At 49.2% G+C, this 20,717-nt stretch carries 14 protein-coding genes; 8 read left to right on the top strand and 6 right to left on the bottom strand.

The window, feature by feature from the left end; all coding sequences use genetic code 11:
- Positions 1 to 223 precede the first annotated feature (223 nt).
- From ACYU8Y_RS12660 to ACYU8Y_RS12640, 5 genes are all read left to right on the top strand, one after another.
- Positions 224 to 1,174: a hypothetical protein gene (locus tag ACYU8Y_RS12660; protein ID WP_460937671.1), complete on the top strand. Its 951-nt coding sequence runs from the start codon at positions 224 to 226 to the stop codon at positions 1,172 to 1,174.
- Between the two features lie 36 nt (positions 1,175 to 1,210).
- The gene (locus ACYU8Y_RS12655; protein ID WP_460937669.1) at positions 1,211 to 1,798 is read left to right on the top strand and encodes an RNA polymerase sigma factor; all 588 of its coding nucleotides are present in this window, start codon (positions 1,211 to 1,213) and stop codon (positions 1,796 to 1,798) included.
- Positions 1,782 to 3,119 carry a hypothetical protein gene (locus tag ACYU8Y_RS12650; RefSeq protein ID WP_460937667.1) on the top strand — a complete coding sequence of 446 codons (1,338 nt, stop codon included), beginning with the start codon at positions 1,782 to 1,784 and terminating at the stop codon, positions 3,117 to 3,119. The genes ACYU8Y_RS12655 and ACYU8Y_RS12650 overlap by 17 nt, the downstream gene beginning before the upstream one ends.
- Positions 3,120 to 3,184: 65 nt before the next feature.
- On the top strand, positions 3,185 to 4,156 hold the full coding sequence (locus ACYU8Y_RS12645; protein ID WP_460937665.1) for a hypothetical protein: 972 nt from the start codon (positions 3,185 to 3,187) through the stop codon (positions 4,154 to 4,156).
- A 274-nt stretch (positions 4,157 to 4,430) separates the two neighbouring features.
- Complete coding sequence (locus ACYU8Y_RS12640) at positions 4,431 to 6,812, top strand: ABC transporter permease (RefSeq protein ID WP_460937663.1); 2,382 nt, start codon at positions 4,431 to 4,433, stop codon at positions 6,810 to 6,812.
- 231 nt (positions 6,813 to 7,043) lie between these two features.
- Here the strand turns inward: ACYU8Y_RS12640 and ACYU8Y_RS12635 are convergent, their stop codons facing one another.
- Positions 7,044 to 7,790 (bottom strand): M17 family peptidase N-terminal domain-containing protein, encoded by a 747-nt coding sequence (locus tag ACYU8Y_RS12635; RefSeq protein ID WP_460937661.1) that lies wholly within the window; start codon positions 7,788 to 7,790, stop codon positions 7,044 to 7,046.
- Between the two features lie 491 nt (positions 7,791 to 8,281).
- Here ACYU8Y_RS12635 and ACYU8Y_RS12630 point away from each other — a divergent pair, with 491 nt between their 5' ends.
- Positions 8,282 to 10,018, top strand: coding sequence for a thiamine pyrophosphate-dependent enzyme (locus ACYU8Y_RS12630; protein WP_460937659.1), 1,737 nt, complete (start codon positions 8,282 to 8,284; stop codon positions 10,016 to 10,018).
- A gap of 199 nt (positions 10,019 to 10,217) precedes the next feature.
- Here ACYU8Y_RS12630 and ACYU8Y_RS12625 read toward each other — a convergent pair whose 3' ends face one another.
- The 4 genes from ACYU8Y_RS12625 to ACYU8Y_RS12610 all read right to left on the bottom strand — a co-directional run bounded on the left by ACYU8Y_RS12625 (position 10,218) and on the right by ACYU8Y_RS12610 (position 15,020).
- Positions 10,218 to 12,527, bottom strand: coding sequence for a sensor histidine kinase (locus ACYU8Y_RS12625; protein WP_460937657.1), 2,310 nt, complete (start codon positions 12,525 to 12,527; stop codon positions 10,218 to 10,220).
- Positions 12,528 to 12,680: 153 nt separating this feature from the next.
- Entirely contained in the window at positions 12,681 to 13,502 is an 822-nt protein-coding gene (locus ACYU8Y_RS12620) for an alpha/beta fold hydrolase (protein ID WP_460937655.1), read from the bottom strand.
- Positions 13,503 to 13,565: 63 nt separating this feature from the next.
- Positions 13,566 to 14,345 (bottom strand): alpha/beta fold hydrolase, encoded by a 780-nt coding sequence (locus ACYU8Y_RS12615; protein ID WP_460937653.1) that lies wholly within the window; start codon positions 14,343 to 14,345, stop codon positions 13,566 to 13,568.
- 216 nt (positions 14,346 to 14,561) lie between these two features.
- Entirely contained in the window at positions 14,562 to 15,020 is a 459-nt protein-coding gene (locus ACYU8Y_RS12610) for a nuclear transport factor 2 family protein (protein ID WP_460937651.1), read from the bottom strand.
- A 421-nt stretch (positions 15,021 to 15,441) separates the two neighbouring features.
- Between ACYU8Y_RS12610 and ACYU8Y_RS12605 the strand changes: the two genes are divergently transcribed.
- Positions 15,442 to 17,502 (top strand): sigma 54-interacting transcriptional regulator, encoded by a 2,061-nt coding sequence (locus tag ACYU8Y_RS12605; protein WP_460937649.1) that lies wholly within the window; start codon positions 15,442 to 15,444, stop codon positions 17,500 to 17,502.
- A 31-nt stretch (positions 17,503 to 17,533) separates the two neighbouring features.
- Here the strand turns inward: ACYU8Y_RS12605 and ACYU8Y_RS12600 are convergent, their stop codons facing one another.
- A complete protein-coding gene (locus tag ACYU8Y_RS12600) occupies positions 17,534 to 18,004 on the bottom strand; it encodes a nuclear transport factor 2-like protein (protein ID WP_460937647.1) in 471 nt (156 codons plus the stop codon).
- A 357-nt stretch (positions 18,005 to 18,361) separates the two neighbouring features.
- On the opposite strand from ACYU8Y_RS12600, the gene ACYU8Y_RS12595 reads away from it, so the two are divergent.
- Positions 18,362 to 20,662, top strand: coding sequence for a histidine kinase dimerization/phosphoacceptor domain -containing protein (locus tag ACYU8Y_RS12595; protein WP_460937645.1), 2,301 nt, complete (start codon positions 18,362 to 18,364; stop codon positions 20,660 to 20,662).
- Positions 20,663 to 20,717 lie beyond the last annotated feature (55 nt).

Genomic DNA, 20,717 nt, shown 5'->3' with positions numbered 1-20,717 from the left:
TGGTCAACCAGGGCTATCGGTACTAGACAAAATAAGCGCATTTTCCGAGATTGTACCGCCCATGTGGCTACCCCTTTCGTAAGGCGATAGAACGCCAGGGAGCTTGTCATCATTACAGGCAATAAAACATGAAAAAATTACGAGGCCATGCAACAGAATGAACGCTACCGGGTGTCTATCTAGTTGACGACTTCCACTCGGTTAATTCAGGTATTCCTTCTCTATGTTTATCGGAAAAACAATTATTGGGTTATTGCTTCTTTGCGTGGCTGTCAGCTCCTGCAATCCTGTAACAGATTCACAACCTGCCCCTCAGGACGACGAAGTACCTTCCAGTGCGATTCAGGCCGTGACAGAGCAGTTTCCACAAGCGGATGAAATGATTTTTAAAACCGTTCAGAAAAATCAGGTTTGGCAGGTGAGCTTCAGCCAAAAAGCGACCCGCTACTCAGCGGCCGCCAATACCCAGCGTCTTCTGGTTGCCTATCAGACTGAGAACCGCTCAGTACCTGATTCACTAAGCTCGTTGGTTCGTAACACTGTCATTGATGGGGGAACATTTTCCAACCTTCGCGTCCAGAATTATTCCTGGTTCAAAGATGATAGTAACAATGGCCTGTTCGTCTTCGCTGATTATGATTGGCTGGGTAATCGCTACACGTTCCGCTGGACCATAACGACGATTAATGCGACGACGACCTACGTTACCGAACTGTTCCCCTATTATCAACTGGAGTACCGAACCACGACACTGGCGGATCTACCGGCCATCATTCAGGAGTCAATTACCAGACAGCCGGGTGAATTTAGTTTTGCAACCGTGCAGCTGGATCTGCAGGGCAAAAAACGATACGCTATCAGCCTAAAACAGAGTAGCAGCACACGCCAGCTCCAGTATACCGACGAGGGCGTGCTGATTAGTGTCTATGATCCCGGTCAACTGCAATCGCTAAGTGCGCTGACTCAATTGCCTATGCCAATCCAGACCTATATACAGCATACACCTGAACTGGCGGGATTTGGGTTAGGTGGTCAGTTTACGATGCTGGCTAAAACCAGCTATAACCAGCTAGAAACCTATCAGGTAACCCTTCAGAAAGGCAAACAAACCTGGTTTATGCTTTTTAATGGCCAGGGGGAACTCTTGAAGCGAACCTATTTAAATCTGGTATGAAATCTAACGTCACCCGTTATTAACTTACTTTTCTGGATGGCGTTATTTCGCAAAAAAACCTATGCTGACCTGACTCAATTGGTCATTGCCTGTCAGCAGCAGAAGCCACAAGCCCAGCACGTGTTTTATGAACGCTATAAAGGACGATTGATGGGCATTTGTGTTCGCTACGCTAAAACCGGTGCTGAGGCAGAGGATATATTTCAGGAAGCGTTCATCAAGATTTTCCAGCATATTCATCAGTTGGAAAAACCCGAAGCGGCCGATCACTGGGTAAAATCGGTCGTGGTCCGAACGGCCATCAATTATTACAATCGGACAACCCGTCAGCAGGAACGCTTTACTACGTATGATGAGTTAACCGACGAACCGACGAGTGAAGATTACCAGTTGCTCATCGACCAGCAAACCAGCGAAGCCCTGATAACGCTGCTCAATCAATTATCCGATACCTACCGCGTAGTCATCAACTTATATTTAGTCGAAGGCTATACGCATGCCGAGATTGCAGCCCTGCTGGCGATACCCGAAGCAACGGCCCGCTCTCAATACAGCCGGGCCCGGCAATCGCTTATCAAACTAATTCAAAAACAAGGCATTGAACGACATGAGTTCTTCCGATGATTTTCAGGATAAACAACTGAGGGCGCACTTTCAGGAAGTATTCGATGGGTTGGAGCGACAACCTCCGCCGACATCCCGAAAGCGAATCTTTCAACACCTCCCGCAAAAGTCAACCCGTTATCGGGGGTATGTCCTGCTGAGTCTGGCGCTTCTACTTCTGATAGGGGTGGGCATCTATGGGCTAACCTATCGGCCGTCGGCAGGATCAATCCCGTCAGTGAGTCATGCATCAACAGGTAACCAGCCCGCACTGCCAGTTCACATGAATTCGCGAAGCAGGGACAAACAGGTAGCACGGGCCAATAAACATCCGTTTGTTAAGGTGGACGATCAGCAACAGGCATCGATGGTCTCCCCGACGGTTACTCAATTGTCCAGCACCGCTTATCCTGCCGAAAAGCAGAAACGGCATTGGGCCGCCAACGGCCGGTCTGCCGTCCGGGACCCAACCCCGTTACGATTGGCCAACCGAATCCGACAACTGACAACCGATCAACAATATAGTAGTACTGATGAACAGCCTCATACAACAACCGATCGCTTGCAGTCCGGCCCACTGAAACCAGGTTCACTCGCAACTGATTCCTTCGAGAGCGAGCCTGCCATCCGGCTCTCACTACAGCCAATTCCGCTGTCTTTCCATACCCACTTAATGGAAGCGATAACTCGGCCGATTAGGCTTTCCACGGTGACACAGCCCTTTTTAGAGCAGCCAGCAGGGCAGAAATTACCGATGCGTTGGCTGGTTGGGGTAACGCCAGTGAGCACCTATCAGTGGATGACTACCGTCGCTCGTCCGGAAACGTATGTGCAGCACGTAGATGCCCCTGCAGCTTTTTCCGCAGCAACCTGGGGTTATCAACTCAGCGGAGGGGTGGCTTGGCGTCAGGCTGTCTATCAACTATCCGTTGGGTACATCCGGCGCTGGGCCTATTACGATCTGGCGACCAGTACGTTTCAGGTTAGATCAGTGGGCCTGAATCAGTACGAAGTGACCCCGCTAAAGCAAGCTGTAGTCGAAAACGAAGCGCTGTTTATGCTGGGGGCCAGTGCCCGTAAACACTGGGTATTGGGAGGACCGTCCAGCCCGTACTTCGCCCGACTGGGCGGGGCCTTCACCTATGTACCGAATACGCGTCAGTCACTGGTTTGGGCTAATGCGTCGGCGGGCGTATCGATTCCCCTGACCAAAGCCTATCAATTACAGGTGGGGCCTTCGGTCGAGTATGGCGTCAGTCGGCTCTGGAGTTCGCAGCGACAGTTAATTATTCACCCCTACCTGGTGGGGGCTACTTTATCGCTACAGGCGAATAACCCATAACTAACCCCAACTGCTTTTCATTAACTATGTCTATCAAAAATAATTCCTTTTACTTCTGATAATCTATGACTTACTCTTCGCACTTCCTGCTTCGTCATCGATCCTGCCAACGAACGATAACTGGTTTCGTGACGGTTGGGCTATTTTTTTTCGGTCTGCTTCTGACCGGCTGTGAGACCAAGCTTGTTGAACGTGACTCGGCAGATTCTGTCCCCCTCGCGTTGCGGGTCAGTGCGCATCCGGACTCCCTGCTCACGCTACCTGATTGGCTCGACTTCTCCGTCGTCTCCAAATCTGGCCAGGGGCCCAGTGGTACCTTGATCCGCTGGAATCTGTTGGGTTCGCCTGGCAACAACTATACGGCTTATACGTACGATCAACAAAGCCGCCTGGTGAGTACCTGCGAACATACTAGTTATGGCTATGATCAACTTCGGCTAGCCCACTATGAGGACGGTTATTTAGCGCAGGTTTACACAGGAATTGATTACTCGGGGCAGGCAAGCAGTCCGAAGAAAGTTGGCACCATTGGGTCGATCAGCAAGTATACGTATGACGCCCAGCATCGGCTGGGGCAAGTTCTGGTGTATGAAAACGTAGGGGGTACCTTCAAACTCAATCAGACGATTCAATATAACTATGACACGGCAGGCCAGTTGCAGCAGACCCGCCACACAACGGGGTTAGCGTTTAGTTCCGTTGGTGGCTACCCGGTTGAGGTTCGCTACTGGGCAAATGGAGATATTTACCAGCTAGAGACCTACCCCCCAAACCAGCCGCCGATCAAGTCGACAAATCGGTTGTTTTACAACCAGGTGGTCAACCCCCGGAGTCGCCTGCATCTGTGGCCTCAAAATGTGCTCACGCAACATTATCTCATTGGATCAGGCGTTACCAGCCTCGATAGAGAAACGGACCAATACCAGTATGGCTACGATGCCCAGGGGCGCCTGTCGAGTGTTCAGCAACGCAGTGTGCATGAGTACAACGGGTGGACAGACTGGTCCTACAAAGAGGAATTTGTGTATGCTAAATAGCGAACGACACGTATACGCACCTCATTCAAGGCGTGTTCTTTGAGACTGGATTGAGGGCAATGCTTTAGAAAAAATTGTCCGTCAAAATTCTGCTTTTCATGAGCGACTAAGCCACCACGATACCGGACATTGCGTGGTCTGAAATGTCCGGTATCGTACAGGCATGCTTAGCAAACAGTCCTCCCTGAGCCCTAAAGAGCTTATATTGGTGGTGGCACAATAATTGACAAAAGGTCAACTATCAATAAGTTGGCGCGCGCCGTTTACCTCCAATATGCTTACTAACTATATCAAAATTGCCTGGCGCAATTTAAGCCGTGACCGGTTCTATAGCCTTATCAATATTCTTGGGTTAACCATTGGCATTACCTGTGGGCTATTGCTGTTGCTATACGTAACCGACGAGTTGAGTTATGATCGATACCATACAAAAGCCGATCAGATATACCGGGTTGTGACGGAGATTCACGAGCCGGAAAAAGTCAATCATTGGGTAGGGATTCAGGCCCCGGTGGCCACTACCCTGAATCAGAAATACCCCGAAGTAGAAAATTACGTGCGCTTCTTCCCAGGCCCGACTACGTTTCAGCTGGGCAGCGAACGATTTACTGAAGACCACATCTTCGCGGCTGACTCCACGGTTTTCGACATTTTCAGCTACCCTTTCCTCGCGGGTGACCCAAAAACGGCGCTCCACGCACCGGGTAGCCTGGTGCTGACCCGTACCCTGGCCAAGCGTTTTTTTGGCTCGACCAACGTACTCGGAAAAATTCTTCGTACCAACGATACAACCGCTTATCAGGTAACGGGGGTGATCGAAGATGTGCCCAAAAACTCGCAATTTCGGTTCAAGGCGCTCACCTCGCTCAGCGTTCGGGAACGGCGAGATCACGACTGGGCTAACTTCTGGGTAACCAGCTACGTTGTGCTGGCGAAAGGTGCCAACCCCTCCGTAATCGAAGGGAAATCACCGCAGCTTTACCAAGCCTATATGGCCTCCTATTTTAGGCGACTCGGTATCACCATCGCTTACCAGTTGCAGCCGTTGACCAGCATTCACCTCGACTCCACCTTTGACGGGGAAACCAACGGTAGCATGAGCTATATCTATACGTTCAGTGCGGTGGCCTTTTTCATCCTGTTGTTAGCCAGTATCAACTACATGAACCTCGCCACCGCCCGTTCAGCCCGCCGGGCCAAGGAAGTGGGTATACGCAAAGCGATGGGATCGGCGCGGACAGCTTTAATTGGGCAATTTCTGACCGAATCGGTGTTGATAACGGTTTTGGCCTTGCTGCTCAGCGTGGTGATGGTCTGGATAGCCCTGCCCTTTTTCAACACCCTTTCGGGAAAAGAGATCGAACTCCACCAGTTGGCACAGCCGCAATTTTTGCTCATCTCGCTAAGTATTGTTGTTTTTACGGGCTTTGCCAGCGGCAGTTACCCCGCCTTTTATTTGTCGGCGTTTGAGTCGGCGCTGGTGCTGAAGGGGGCGGTGAAAGGACTGAGTGGTAACTTGTTTCGTAAAGCACTCGTGGTAGTCCAGTTTTCTATATCGCTGGTTATGCTCATCTGTACCTGGATTGTGTTCCAGCAACTCGATTTCATGCAAAGCCAGAATTTGGGGTATGATCGTGACCAGGTACTCACCATTAACTACCACGATAAACAACCCGCGGGCCAGTATGAATCCTTGCGTCGGCATCTGCTGAGTAACCCGAATGTCCAGAAAATAGCGACCGCCAGTGCCACTGCCAGTAACATTGACGGCCGAATTATTTTAGGCGTCCAGACCAGCACGGGAATGAAAGACATGGCCTTTAAAACCTCTGCCATCGATCATGACTACCTGAACACCATGGGGATTAAGCTGCTCAAGGGCCGCAATTTCTCGGAGAAGCTACTCGCCGATACTACCAACGGCGTTTTAGTAAATGAGGCCACCGTTAAGCGGATGGGCTGGAAAGATCCCATCGGCAAAAAAGTAATGCTGGGCGGATTGCCCCAGGCTGGTCAGGCGGCTCCGCCCACGGCGCAGGTGGTGGGCGTAGTGGGCGACTTCCATCAACAGTCACTCTACCACGCTATTGAGCCGCTGATCCTGTTTTACCGGCCTGCCCTACCCATCACGCATATCAAACTGGCAGCTCATGATGTGGACAAGACGCTGGCATTCATCAAACACCAATGGACGGAGGCCTATCCCGACAAAGTCTTCGCCTACAGGTTTCTGGATCAGGATTTCGAGTCGTCTTATCATGCCGACCTACTGCGTGGACAGTTGTTTATGACATTCTCGGTCCTGACGATTCTGATTGCCTGCCTGGGTCTGTTTGGGCTGGCCACGTTCACGGCCGAACAACGGGTGAAGGAAATAGGCGTGCGTAAGGTACTCGGCGCATCGGTGTCGGGTATCGTGGCACTGCTGGCCAAGGACTTTACCAAGCTGGTGCTGCTCTCGTTTCCTATTGCGATTCCGGTGGCCTGGTATGCCATGCACCACTGGCTGCAAAGCTTCCCCTACCGGACCGTTATTCACGGGTGGGTGTTTGGCGCAGCCTGCTTGCTGACGCTGGTTATCTGCTGGGCCACGGTGATGTACCAGAGCGTAAAAGCAGCACTAATGAACCCCGTCAAGAGTTTACGAAGCGAGTAAAGACGTTGAATCGGCCCGCTATCGTAGAGTTATAGTTCATCATAAGTAGTTGTTGGGAAAGCCTAGTGGAGGCTCCACTAGGCTTTCCCGTGTTTCGCCGGGAAGGCTGGCTGACAAACTTTGCGTATAACATTTCTGGAGTCCAGCTATGTTTTTAGGCAAGTCAATCAACGGTGCTGCTCTTATCGTCTTAAGTTTTACAACTTCTGGATGACTCTCCGTAGCGTTGGTTCAATTCTGAGATACGTTAATCAGTGCATCCGTAAGCCCCTGCCTGGTCATGTCGAAGAAGGCCGGGCCAGACAGGATGGTCAGTTTTCGAACAGGCGATGGTGAACTAAGCTTGTGTTGATGTAGGTAACGTTGTGTCTGGTAGGCTGCCGACAGACCCTCAATCATTTGTTTGGCAACCTCCATGGTAGGCGAATCAATACCAGCATCTTTCAAGTCGCTGGCTTGAGAATAGCTGTCGACGCCGAGCCGACTGGCTTCCCGGTAACCTACCGTCGTGACTTGCTTCATGAGTTCAGGCGTAAATTTAGTTCGGTCGCCCAACCCGATCAACAGCAGCCTGGTCGCTGGAATTACTCCATCGCCAGGAGTAATGAGCAACGTTTCGAGAGCATGTCCTTGAAATCGACCGCTTTTCCGAATCTCCGTAATGATGCCGTGAAAGGCTTGATCCAAATGAACCATGCCATTGACCGAAGCAGGTAGTGCGGGTGGCGAGTTAGTTATATCTCCTTCAGTATATTCAAACAAACAAGCAATCTGCAGGGGAGTCTTCTGACCGGATGGACCGGCAACTTTGAGCTCCACCGCTACCGTATTCCCAATTTTACCAATCGTTTGCGCTGTGCCTACGGCGGTTGTCCCACTAAAGGGGTTGGTGCTTTGCGCCAGAACCTCGTTGTACGATCCTAACACGACCAATAAGAAGCAAAAAAATAAATGGACCCGTTGTGCAGAGAATGACATTCGTGAATGAGTCATACGAATAGGTAGTTTGGAGTGATTAATAAAAAAATGTCTGAAGTCGGCTCCTACCGTCATTTCTCAGCTCGGGTATTCTTACGTTTTTATCGCTCCGGCGGGTATAGATAGTTAACTCCTAAGCCGTCAGGCAAACATACCGGACGGGAGACCTACCGAAGCAGTACAAATCATGGGGTTTGCAGTAAAAAGTGAGGAGTTTAGAGGGTAGTATCCCCCTGATAATGCCAAAATACAGGCTAATTGACTGGCTAAAACCATGCATTTTACCGCAAAACCAGTTATTTATACCGTAACCATCGCCCGGTCGATCGATAGGTTTGCACCAGTAATCGTAGGAAAATCATGCCGCTGAACTCCGCCACTTCCGGGTAAGTACCGCTGTCTGTTTACAGGAAGTTGAGGCATTCGAGTAAAAAAGGAGGCCGGTAGGAGACCCTACGGTAAAGCTGATAACAAACTAACCAGACCACGTAATGGCGAAAAAGATAGCGGATCAACTTGTTGACATGCTGATTGAAAACGGCGTAAAACGTATTTACGCCGTAGCGGGTGACAGCCTGAACGAACTAAACGATGCCGTGCGCCGAAACGGTACCATTAAATGGATACACGTTCGCCACGAAGAAGCGGGCGCCTACGCAGCTGCTGCAGAAGCCGAACTGGAGGGATTGGCCTGTTGTGCCGGTAGCTGCGGGCCAGGTCATGTTCATTTGATCAACGGGCTGTATGACGCCCACCGCTCCGGCGTTCCGGTCATTGCCATTGCGTCAACGATCGATACGATCGAATTTGGTACCGATTATTTTCAGTCCACCAATACCATACGGCTGTTCGATGATTGCAGTTGCTACAATCAGATAGCGACCACCGCTACCCAGGCTCCCCGCATGTTGCAGGCGGCTATTCAGCACGCGCTTCACGCGAAAGGTGTGGCCGTGTTCGGACTGCCTGGTGATGTAGCCGCTATGGAAGCGGTAGAAAGCAGTAGCGCCATGCATAATTACCGGACCGAGGTTGTCATGCGCCCTACCGACGACGATCTACTACAGGTAGCGAATTTACTTAATTCACAGGCCAAAATCGCCATTTATTGCGGTATTGGAGCCGCTGAAGCCCACAAACAGGTCGTAGCCCTGGCGGCCTTATTGAAAGCACCCGTCGGTTATTCGTTCCGGGGTAAGATGGGTATTCAATATGACAATCCGTACGAAGTGGGCATGACCGGGCTGCTGGGGCTGCCCTCAGCTTACCATAGCATGCACGAAGCCGATGTCGTTCTGCTGTTAGGAACCGATTTCCCGTACACGCCTTTCATGCCCGTCAACAATAAGATAATTCAGATTGACGAGAAGCCGGAGCGGCTCGGCCGACGGGCCAAGCTGGACATGGGCCTTTGTGGAAAAATCAACGATTCTCTGATAGCCCTGCTGCCGCTGATAAAAGAAAAGGTAGATGATAGTTTTCTTCGAGCCCAGCTGAGCTTGTACGATACGGTGAAACTGCACTTGCGTACCTATGTAAAAGATGAAGGCAGCACGAACGCCATTAGTCCGGAATTCCTGGCGGCTTCGGTCAACGATCTGGCTAGTGACGACGCGATTTTTACGGTCGATACAGGTATGTGTTGTGTTTGGGGTGCCCGCTATGTACAGGCCACGGGCAAACGGCGCATGTTGGGATCGTTTAATCATGGCTCTATGGCAAATGCGATGCCGATGGCCATCGGGGCAGCTCTTACGTATCCGGGCAGGCAAATTATTGCCTTCTGTGGCGACGGGGGCCTGTCGATGTTGTTGGGCGACCTGGCCACAATTCAACAATACCGACTGCCCATAAAAGTGATTGTATTCAACAACCGGGCGCTGGGCATGGTCAAGCTGGAGATGGAGGTGCAGGGGCTGCCGGATAACGAAACCGATATGGTAAATCCTGATTTTGCCCTGGTAGCACAGGCGATGGGCTTCAAAGGCATCACAGTTCGTCAACCGGCCGATCTGAATAAGGCGTTAACGGAAGCGTTTGCCGAAGAGGGGCCGGTTCTGATCGATGTTTTTACGAATCCAGCTTCTTTAGCGATGCCCCCAAAAGTAGAATGGAACCAGTTTAAAGGGTATACACTGACGATGAGCAAACTAATTCTGGGTGGGCGTATGGACGAGGTACTGGATATAGTGAAAGCTAACTACAAGCATTTATCAGAGGTATTGTAAGCACTAGTCGGCTTGACAATGCGATCTTACAGTCGGTGAATTATTTTCAGGAGCCAGTCCTTTTAGGCTGGCTCTTTTGTGTCATTTCGGGAAGAATTCTATCGGTCTCTTCGGCTTTAGCGCCAATGTGCGTACATGGATGCAACGTGCAGATGTAAGTTGAGTAGCTGCTACGCTGACGACAGCCACGAAAAGGCGTTTAAACGACATTGCCCCGGCCTGGCTGCGTTCTCTTTAGTTGACTGAACTCCAACCGGATGTGTACGCCTTCGTGCTGACTTATGTCCAGGCGGCCGCCAATTTGCCGACTCAATCCTCGAATCATAGACAGACCTAGGGTTTTCTTCCGCTCCGCGTTGAACCCATCGGGCCAGCCAATGCCATCATCCGCTAACGTTAGCCGGTAAGCCTGGTTCTCAAATGGAAGAAGACTGACCGAAATTGTGCCCGGCCGGTTATTCGGAAATGCGTACTTCAACGAGTTGGTGACCACTTCGTTGATAATCAAGCCTAGCGGAGTAGCCAATGTAACATCCAGCCGGATGGCCGAAATGCTTACCTGTTGCTGTACTGAACCTTGTCGGTTAAAGGAATAAATCAGGTAATCAAGTATATCGTGGATGTACTGCTGCATATCGACAAAGGCCAGATTATCGGATTGATACAGTTTCTGGTGGATAAGAGCCATGGCATGCACCCGATACTGGCTTTCCCGAATAGCCGCCAGGGCTGTTGGGTCACGAAGAAAGCTTGACTGCGAGTTGAGCAAACTGGTGATAACCTGAAGGTTGTTTTTCACCCGGTGGTGAATCTCTTTGAGCATCCACTCTTTTTCTTCCAAAAGCTGGCTCAGGGACTGATTTTTCTGATTGATCTCTATCTGTTGGGCCTGGAGAAGCTGGTTACTGCGTTTTTTTAGCCGGAACTGGCTATAACTTACCCCCAGCAGGCCAGCCAGCAGCATGCTGGCTGCAATAATGCCATTACGCGTCGATTGCTCTCGCTTCAGTTCGCTTTGCTGTAGTTTACTCTGTTTGGTCAGTAAGGCAATGTCCTGTTCTTTTTGGCGAGTGTCGTATTGAATTTGCAGACTGGCAATCTGCTTACTTTTCGTTTCGTTAAAGAGTGAATCGTTCAAGGCTTTGTGCCGACGAAAATGGCCGATGGCCGACAGATAATTACCCTGAATGGAGTCTATCTGAAATAATAGATAATGGCTGTCCCGAACCGTTAGCAGCGTACTCTTTTGTGGCAAAATGCGCAAGGCTTTCTCTACATGGTTACGGGCTTCCGCCAATCGTTTCTGTTTGAAGTAAAAGGCTCCCAGGTCCAGGTGCGCTTTCTGTGCCTTCTCATCATCCAGCTTGTCTCGGTTATAGCAGCCAATAGCTTCCAGATAGTATTTTTCCGCCAGCGTATAGGTGTGGAGCGCTTCGTAGCAATAGGCTAAATTCTGAGCAACGCACCCTTTTTGAACCATCGTATTGGTCGGTATTTCGTTGATGAGGGTAGTCAACAAACGCAATGCTTCCCGGGGCTTATGGTGAGCAATAAGATCCTGGCTAATGACACCGGCGGTGTTGTAGAGGGCGTACGTAGGTTGTCGCTCCTGTCGCCATTTGGTGAGCGATTTCCTATACCATTCCAGCCCTTTGCTATGGCTCCCTATGTCCATGTAAATTTTGGCAAGATCACCATAGTAAGTAGCCGCGGAGGCTGTATCGCCCGTCTTGTTCATGCTGTCGATGCATAAAAGTGAATAAAGGAGCCCTTTATTCAACTCACCTTTTAACCGGCCAACGACAGCCAACAAATTATAGATATCACAGAGTTTTGGGTAATTAATGGCTTTAGACCGCTTCACTATATCCAGTAATCGGGCCTCGGCAATATCATTGTCGCCCTGAATCAAATACGTAACGGCGATTTCCTTTAGGGCTGAAATTTCACTTTGCGGATCGTTTATGGCTCTGTAAATGGTTGCCGCCTGGCCAAATTGATCAATGATATGGCGGTAATCCGTATCGATATTTCTTAACCAAATGGCGTTTCTGAACCTGGCTACCGCTTCTGTTCGCTTATCGCCTGTCCGCTGGCATTCATCCAGTAGCCGACGGAAGCGTAGTTGAGCAAGTTCATTGTTTTTCCCTTCCATTTCGGCGATGACCAACAGACTTTCTATCTCGTGTTGCCATCGGACTAAACGGAGTGAATCACTTATTTTTTTTGCCTGATACAAATAGGTTAGGCCACTATCCAGATCGGTCCTCGACTCCCCCGGCTTGTATATGTGAAACTTTCCCAGCTCGACTAAACCAGGAATGTTGCGTTCATCTGCGCTGCTTTTTTGTACATCTATCAGGAGCCGATTTACCTGCTGCCGGCTTATAGTCTGCCCATTCGTAGTCAACGTGCAGAGTAGCACAAACACAATCGTCAGGACGTTTTTCTTTTCGCAAACAACCCATTGGCTGATTGATCCCACCGTCGAACCGATTAATTCTTTCATAGCACGGGGTAGATAAAGGCGAGCTGAAGGGCAGTTCGTGAAAAAAGATGGGTCGCGGCATCAGGGAGTACCTGTAACCGTGGTTTTCAGATGCTACAAAAGGCTGCCATTAGAAAATGGCAGCCTTTTGTAGCATCTGAAGCTATCGATTTATCAGGCGTTGATAAATGCCAATAGATCGGCGTTGATGGTTGCCGCTTCTGTGGTGGGCATACCATGCGGGAAGCCCGGATACGAAATCAGTTTCCCATGCTTTAATAATTTGACCGCCTTCGCTCCGGAAATAGGAAAGGGAACGATCTGGTCATCCTCGCCATGCAGCACCAAAACGGGCACATCCACGCTTTTAAGATCTTCCGTAAAGTCTGTTTCTGAAAACGCTTTAATTCCATCGTGATGCGCTTTGATGCTGCCCATCATGCCCTGGCGCCACCAATTATCCCGGATACCCTGTGATACGTTCGCTCCTTCCCGATTGTACCCATAGAAAGGAAGAGTAAAATCCTGGAAATATTGAGGACGATGGGTAGCCGTACCTTCCCGAATTTCATCAAATACGGATACAGGAATACCGTCTGGATTGGCCTCGGTTTGTACCATCAACGGGGTAACCGCACTGATGAGCACGGCTTTGGCGACCCGGCCTTTGCCGTGTTTGGCTACGTAGCGAATCACTTCACCCCCGCCCGTTGAGTGGCCAATGTGAATAGCATCCTTTAAATCAAGGAAAGCGATAAGCTCCGCCACATCCGCTACATAGGTATCCATATTATGGCCCTCGGACGATTGAGACGAGCGGCCATGCCCCCGGCGATCATGGGCGATGACGCGAAACCCCTGGTTTACAAAAAACATCAGTTGGGTATCCCAGTCATCGCTGGATAAAGGCCAGCCGTGGTGAAAAACAAGGGGTTGGCCCGTGCCCCAATCTTTGTAGTAAATTTCTGTTCCGTCTTTTACGGTTATCTTGCTCATGTTTTTGGGATTTAATGGTGAATGTAAAACTTGATTTTAGGGCTGTGTATTGACTACGATCAACTACTGCGGACTTACCTTACGGGCAGCTTCGCTAATGAAATCAGCCACCTGTTTAGGCTGTGACAACATGGGTACGTGACTCGCTTTAACTTCCAGTGTCTTTGCCTTCATTGTCTTGGCAAAATGACGTTCCAGATCCGGGTTGATCATCCGATCCTCACTAGCGACGATATACCAGGAAGGTTTCACGTTCCAGGCGGCTTTGCTCACTTTTGCCGTCGTACAGGAAGAGGACCAGGGACCTTGCGTCGCCAATACGATTTTACGCTCTGCTATTGGTAAATCCGGGCAAAAATCTTCGTGGATTCCTTTGGCTGTCAGGGAGAGAAAGCCAGCCGCATCGGGTTTGGCTTCGCCAAGCCCAGGTGTGGGTGGGAAGGCTTTCGAGGCATCGACCAGGGACTCGTTATCATTGGGTGCAAAAGCTGCTACGTAGACCAAACCCGCCACTTTGGGATCAGTGCCTGCCTCAGAGATGACGACCCCACCCCACGAATGGCCCACCAACAGAACCGGCCCATCCTGCAGGGCAATGGCCCGTTTGGCGGCTGCTACATCGTCTTCCAATGAGCTGAGCGGATTCTGGACAGCGACTACGTGAAGCCCTTTGGCTTCCAGCAGTGGAATAACCTTTGCCCAACTGGAGCCATCGGCAAAAGCGCCGTGAATAAGAACCACATTTTTTACCCCGGCAGGCTGAGCCGATGCCTCTTCGGTTTGCGAAAGTGCCATTAGAATACTGAGTAATACGCCTGTCAGGACGCGTTTAATTATCCACATGAGTAATTCTGGTTAAATGACTTATCCGTTTTTGCCGCCACAAACCTACGGCGTACGGGACCGATCAGAGCGGTATAAACAGACGATATTCCAGTAAAAAGAGGGGATTTCAATCAGCAGAAACTGCGTCTTAATCTGAGCCAGCCAGCGGCAAAAATCAGTAACAAAAGAACCGTTTTAAGTGGATGCGTGCTTGTTGTCATCAGGCGCTACGATTCACTGCGTGCCGTTATGCCCGTTCGACGGCAGATTTGGTCCTTTGGTCGTGCGCTGCAATCGGTTGAGTAGTTTGGCAGAATTCCAGCTAAACGTTCTTAGTTCAACGATCCGCTCCTTTTTTATCTGCCAGTAATGCACAAAAGGCAAACTGGCAAGTTCATTGTCGATCAAAAGTGTACCCTCAAAAAAACCGGTTGTAACGATAGTGTCCGGCGGCCACTGGTCGTTATCAGGCGTAAAATAGACGAGCGAATTCACACTGGGATTCTCGCAGATGGCATATAGATCCGACATCATTGTTAAAAAACCACTTCTGCCGTAGTATTCGCGACCACCAGGCCCGTATTCAGAATTATACAGCACGATTTTTTCATCCAGCACAGGCAGTATCCGACTGAGATTGTAATCGGCAAAAACACCATAAACAACCTCGATAATTGGCTTGGGATTGGCCATAAGCATGCTAAGGTAAACCACATTGCCCTAGTTCATATCAAGGTAAGTGCCAGCTTTCGAGGTTCATCTACAACAGAAATTTGATTTGATTCATCGGATCAAATTCCTCAATGTCAATCAATAGTCTATCCCGTTAGATTTTGCCCATTCCTCCAGCTCGCTTTTTTACCCTGGAGAACTCCAGAAATACTGGAGATTTCAGTATTTTTCGTAGCCGGTGCGCGGTTTCAGCAACAGAATCGGACCGATGTACGCATGATGGGGCATTAATTTTTAATCGATTACACCGTTATTTATCCTTGTTCTCAGGGCCTACCTAAGTAAAGTAGCTAGTTTTCATACCCTGCTCGCTAAGAGGAATACTTCTTGTATCGTATGAAAACGCGGTCAGTGCATGCTATCCTCAAACTCATTCCGGACTATGCAATCACCAGTTAACTCTCCTCTTTCGCTAACCTCGGCTTGCAAAATTTTAATCGTCGAAGATGAATACATTATTGCCAATGATCTGGAACTCATCCTGGATGAAGCAGGCTATCCAGTCATCGGAGTTGCCGACTCCGTCGCTGAAGCGTTAACGCTCATGGGCCAGCAAACGCCCGATATCGTCTTGCTAGATATTTATCTGAAAGGAAAAGAAACGGGCATTGATCTGGCGAAACAACTGGAAGAGCTTAGCATTCCGTTTATTTATATATCGGCCAACGATAATAAAAGCGTGCTGGAAGCGGTCAAGGCCACACAGCCGATTGGCTACATTGTTAAGCCATTCCGGGAAAAAGATATTCTTACAGCCCTGGAAATCAGTCGATACCGGTATGCCCACAGTGTGGAAATGAGACTCCGGGAAGAAAAAGCACTTCAAATTGCCCTGACCGATGCGCTGTCAACGCCGACCGATTGGGAGCAAAAGCTGCTGAGTGCAGCGATGATTCTTCAATCGCAGGTACCGTTCGATTTCCTCTCGATTCAATACCAGAAGAAAGGTACAACGCAGTGTTTTAATTACTACCGGGTTGGCTTCGAGGAGTATCAAACGATTAGGCTGACGGACATCCAGCAAATGACCGCTACAAACGTCGATCAACTTCTTCAGCTTCAGACGGAACACGTGCCTGCCGGTCCTGTGCGCTATACGGAGGATACCTTTGGTGTTTTCTGTCAGCAGAATCGCCTGATACAACTACTGGCAAAAACGTTCCGACTTGAATCAGCCTTGGTGATGCCCTTCCATGTGGGATCGGCGGATGCATTCTATATCTCCTTTCTAAGTCGTAAACCTGACATCTATCTTTCTCGGCATCTCAGCCTGCTGGAACGGCTGGAACAACCGATCGTTTTGATGCTGGAGCGGGTGCTGGCCTTCGAGGAAGTGGCCCGGCTGAGTGAACAGCTCAAACGGGAAAACAATTATTTACAGGAGGAAGTAAAAACGCTGGCCAATTTTGAAGAGATCATTGGTCGGAGCCAACGGCTGTTACGCGTTTTTGATCAGGTTACTCAGGTAGCCAATACCAATACGACGGTACTTATATTAGGCGAGAGCGGCACCGGAAAAGAACTCATAGCCCGGGCGCTGCATAACCTGTCAGCCCGGAAAGATAAAATTCTGGTAAAAATCAACTGTGCCGCTTTGCCCGCTACGTTGATCGAGTCAGAACTGTTTGGTCATGAAAAAGGGGCTTTCACGGGCGCTTTTGAGAAGCGGATCGGTAAGTTTGAACTGGCGCACGGGGGCACTATTTTCCTGGATGAAATAGGCGAAATGCCCCTGGAATTACAAGCCAAGCTCCTGCGCGTACTCCAGGAAAAAGAGATCGAGCGGATAGGTGGTAAGAGTCCCATTAAAACGGATGTGCGCGTCGTAGCGGCCACCAATCGGTATCTGGAAAAAGAAGTTGCCGAAGGGCGTTTTCGAATGGACCTGTATTTTCGGTTGGCTACCTTTCCCATAACCCTCCCCTCTTTACGCGAACGGCCTGGCGATATTCCCCTATTAGCCCAATTTTTCGCCCAACGATCGGCCCGCAAACTAGGAAAGCCATTTCGAGGGATTAGTGAACTCGCCCTCAACGAGCTGATCAATTACAGTTGGCCCGGCAATATCCGGGAATTGGAAAATGTGATTGAACAGGCTGTCATTATCAACGACGGGCAATCGCCACTAACGCTGGGCCGCCCGTTGATCAATAGTTTATTTTCCCTGACAATGTCGGAACCTGTAACCCAATCGGAAGCCAGTTTAAAACAGGGAAACTCAACGCCTAAGGATTTACAGGATGTTAAACAGATTCAGCAGGAAACAGAACGGGACTACATCCTGGCCATTCTAAAACAAACCAATGGGCGAATTCGGGGAAGTGGTGGAGCGGCTGAATTGTTGAATTTAAAACCAACGACACTCGAGTATCGGATGGAAAAACTGGGCATTCGAAAAACTCTTTCCGTTCAGCCGCCAGCGTCATCTTCAGACATGCGTTAAGCCGATGGACTTTTCAAGTGCATGACGTTTGTCAGTTGAGTGAGCAAAAATAAACAAGGGTTGGCAGTTCGATTGCCTGGTAACTGGCTTCACACTTGCTCACTTTACCCATAAAATACCGAATGTCCGTAATTTTTCCCCTTCGGATCTTATAGAAATGCGTAAAGGGGGCCGTAAACAAGGGGCCATCTGGCTCATACTGAAACTGGTACTCACCAACAATAATTCCCCCAATTGACGAACCGATAATATCACTGATTACCTCGTTCCATTTCCAATATGTACCTGCCAACTGGTCATTATACCATTTTAAAAAATCAACACCCACATAGGCACCTTGATTGGGATGGCCATCCGCCAGTTTCCAGGTGCATTGTGGATGTAAGAACGCACTGCCAGGCTCGGAGATCCAGTCGTTGAGCAGGCGGACATGGAGACCCTGGATAACCGTAACGAGAGGGAATCCGAAAACCGTTCGGAAGAAGGTAACGATGAATTTCATGGCTCTTAATCAATTATGAGAGTCAACTACTTACCCGTAAAGTCCTGTCAACTTGAATGCCATAGTTGCCAAACTGGCTAACGGAATCGGAAAGTGGGCATAGGGTTATTGGGAGCGCGTTTTAACGCGATTGAGGCTCCGTTATCGGAATTGTTCAGAAACCAAACACCTCCAGACACTTCGTAAAAAGTCGTACAACTCCATTTTTTTCAGAGCCCGAAAATGAATTGTTGCCCCCTTGAATTCACGAATGCGGTTTAGCCCCAGCCCGTCAATCAGGATTCATTTTTGTAGTGCTGATCGATTACTGGACAGAAGTAAGCCGAACTTGAAAACCCGAGTATCTTTTTTATTGAGATGAAGCAGTACATTTTCCTGACATTATGGACACTGGTAGCTATAGCTGCTAAAGCTCAATGGGCTCCATACCAGATTGACAGTTTACAACGAGTACTATCCGTTAGTAAACAGGATACCAACCGGGATACCAACCGGGTGAACGTACTCCTGCAACTCAGTCAGTGCTACGTCCTTAAACCAGGTGAAGAAGCGCACGATTTAGATACGGCACTACAGTTGAGTAAGCAGGCCGGCAGGTTGAGCCAGTCATTGGGTTATGCATCCTGCCTGGGCGAAGCCAATTACACCTTGTTTCTGATCTGGCTGGAAAAAGGAAACTTCCCCAAAGCCAGAATGTATGCTCAACAGGCAATCAACTTTTTTTCAAGCCATAATCAATGGAAACAGCTTGGGTATGTGTACATGAATCAGGCCCGTTTTTATACGCTCGAAGGAGAGGAACTACCGAAAAAAATTAGTTACTACGAAAAAGCACTGGCATATTTCACACGGGGCAATGACAAAGTAAAACAGGCCGATATGTATAAGGAACTGTCTGATCTCCATCAGATACAGGAAAATTATGCGCTAGCCCTAACCGAATTACAAAGTGCCCTTGCGTTATTCCGCACCATTGGCCACACCGATTTAGCCATGGTGTACGATCTGCTCGGTTTCGTTTCAACCAAGCTGGGTGATTACAAAGAAGGCCTTGCCTTCGGCTTGATGGCTGTTCGAGCCGCCGAAGCCACAAAGGATAGTTCGTTATCCATGTGTACCATCTACAACCGGGTTGGCCTCACCTATTATGGAATGGGCCGGTTTAAACAGGCAAAATTCTATTTTCAGAAGTCGCTGGCTATTGCCTTAAAACATGCTAACAACGCCTATATCTTACATCTGGTGGGCAACCTATCCGATTTATTACTTCAACAACAAAAGCCGGAGAAGGCGCTTCAATATCTACAGCAAAAAACCCTGCAGTATCCGCCAACGACCGCAGAAAGTCAACTGCTGATCTACTTTCGTTTTGTTTCCATTTATACCGAGCTCAATCAGTTTAAACTAGCGCAGGTGTATTGCGACCAGGCTTTGGATTTGCTCGCGAAAAGGGGGATAGGAAGTTTAGGCCGCGCCCGGATTTATCAGGCCGTTATTGCCTTCTTCACCAAAAGCGGGCAGTATCAGCAGGCCCGTCGCTACCTGGCCCTTAATGAGTCTAGATGCCAGTCGAACGGATCGATTATGGCGCTGGCTAATAATCATTTACAATGGTTCAGGCTGGATTCGTCCCAGGCCAATTATTTCGCTGCTATTCAGCATTACCAACGCTATAAAGCCTTGCAGGACTCCTTACTGACGACCACGAAAAGTCGGCAGATCGCCCAGTTGGAAATCGAGTTTGAAAGCGAAAAGAAAGATCAGCATCTAAAGCGAAGTCAGCAGAATATTCAATTCTTGAGAGAGCAAAGCCTGTTGCAACAGACTCAGTTACAACGGGCACTTACTACCCGAAACGGTATTATTGTCGGCACGATCATGCTGATTGTCCTGCTCGGACTAAGCTTTAATCGCTATCACCTCAAACAACGTAGCAACAAACTTCTGGAAGCCAAACAACTGGAAATTAATCAAAAGAATGAATCCCTTCAAAAAGCGGTCCATGACCAGGAACACTTATTACGGGAACGGGAATGGATGCTTCGGGAGATTCACCATCGGGTGAAAAACAACCTGCAAATCATCACCAGCCTGCTCCACTCTCAATCCACGTACCTGAAAGATCAAGCGGCCCTGGCGGCAATCCGCGAGAGTCAGAACCGGGTTCATGCCATGGCGCTAATTCATCAGAAGTTGTATCAATCGAATCGGCTTTCCAGCATCCCGATGGCCGAGTACATCAGTGAAATTGTCGAATACCTCATGGGTACATTTGATATAAAAGCCAGTATAAACAAGCACATTGCCGTTTCACCGGTCGATTTGGATGTTACCTTAGCCGTTCCCCTTGGCCTAATCATTAACGAAGCCATCACGAACTCATTGAAATATGCGTTTCCTTCGGGGCGAAGTGGAAACATACAGGTTGAGCTGAAACGGCTGGATTACCAGGACTACTGGCTTTTAATCAGCGATGATGGCATAGGCTTACCGACGGACCTGAATCCGAATCGAAGTCGCACGCTGGGCATGAGCCTGATTCGGGGACTTAGCAAACAACTGGGGGGCGAATTGCAGATCAACCAGCTCAATGGCGTTCAGATTAGTCTGATATTTACCGCTGAACAGCTAGTTCAGCCCAATTTAATCGAAGCCTAATGGTTGTATCCGATGCCGATAACAAGCGCTGGATATAGTATGATTTTTAACGAGC

The organism is Spirosoma humi (assembly GCF_054776575.1).
Note: the sequence above shows the minus strand (reverse complement) of the source record. Positions and strands in the feature narration are given on the sequence as shown.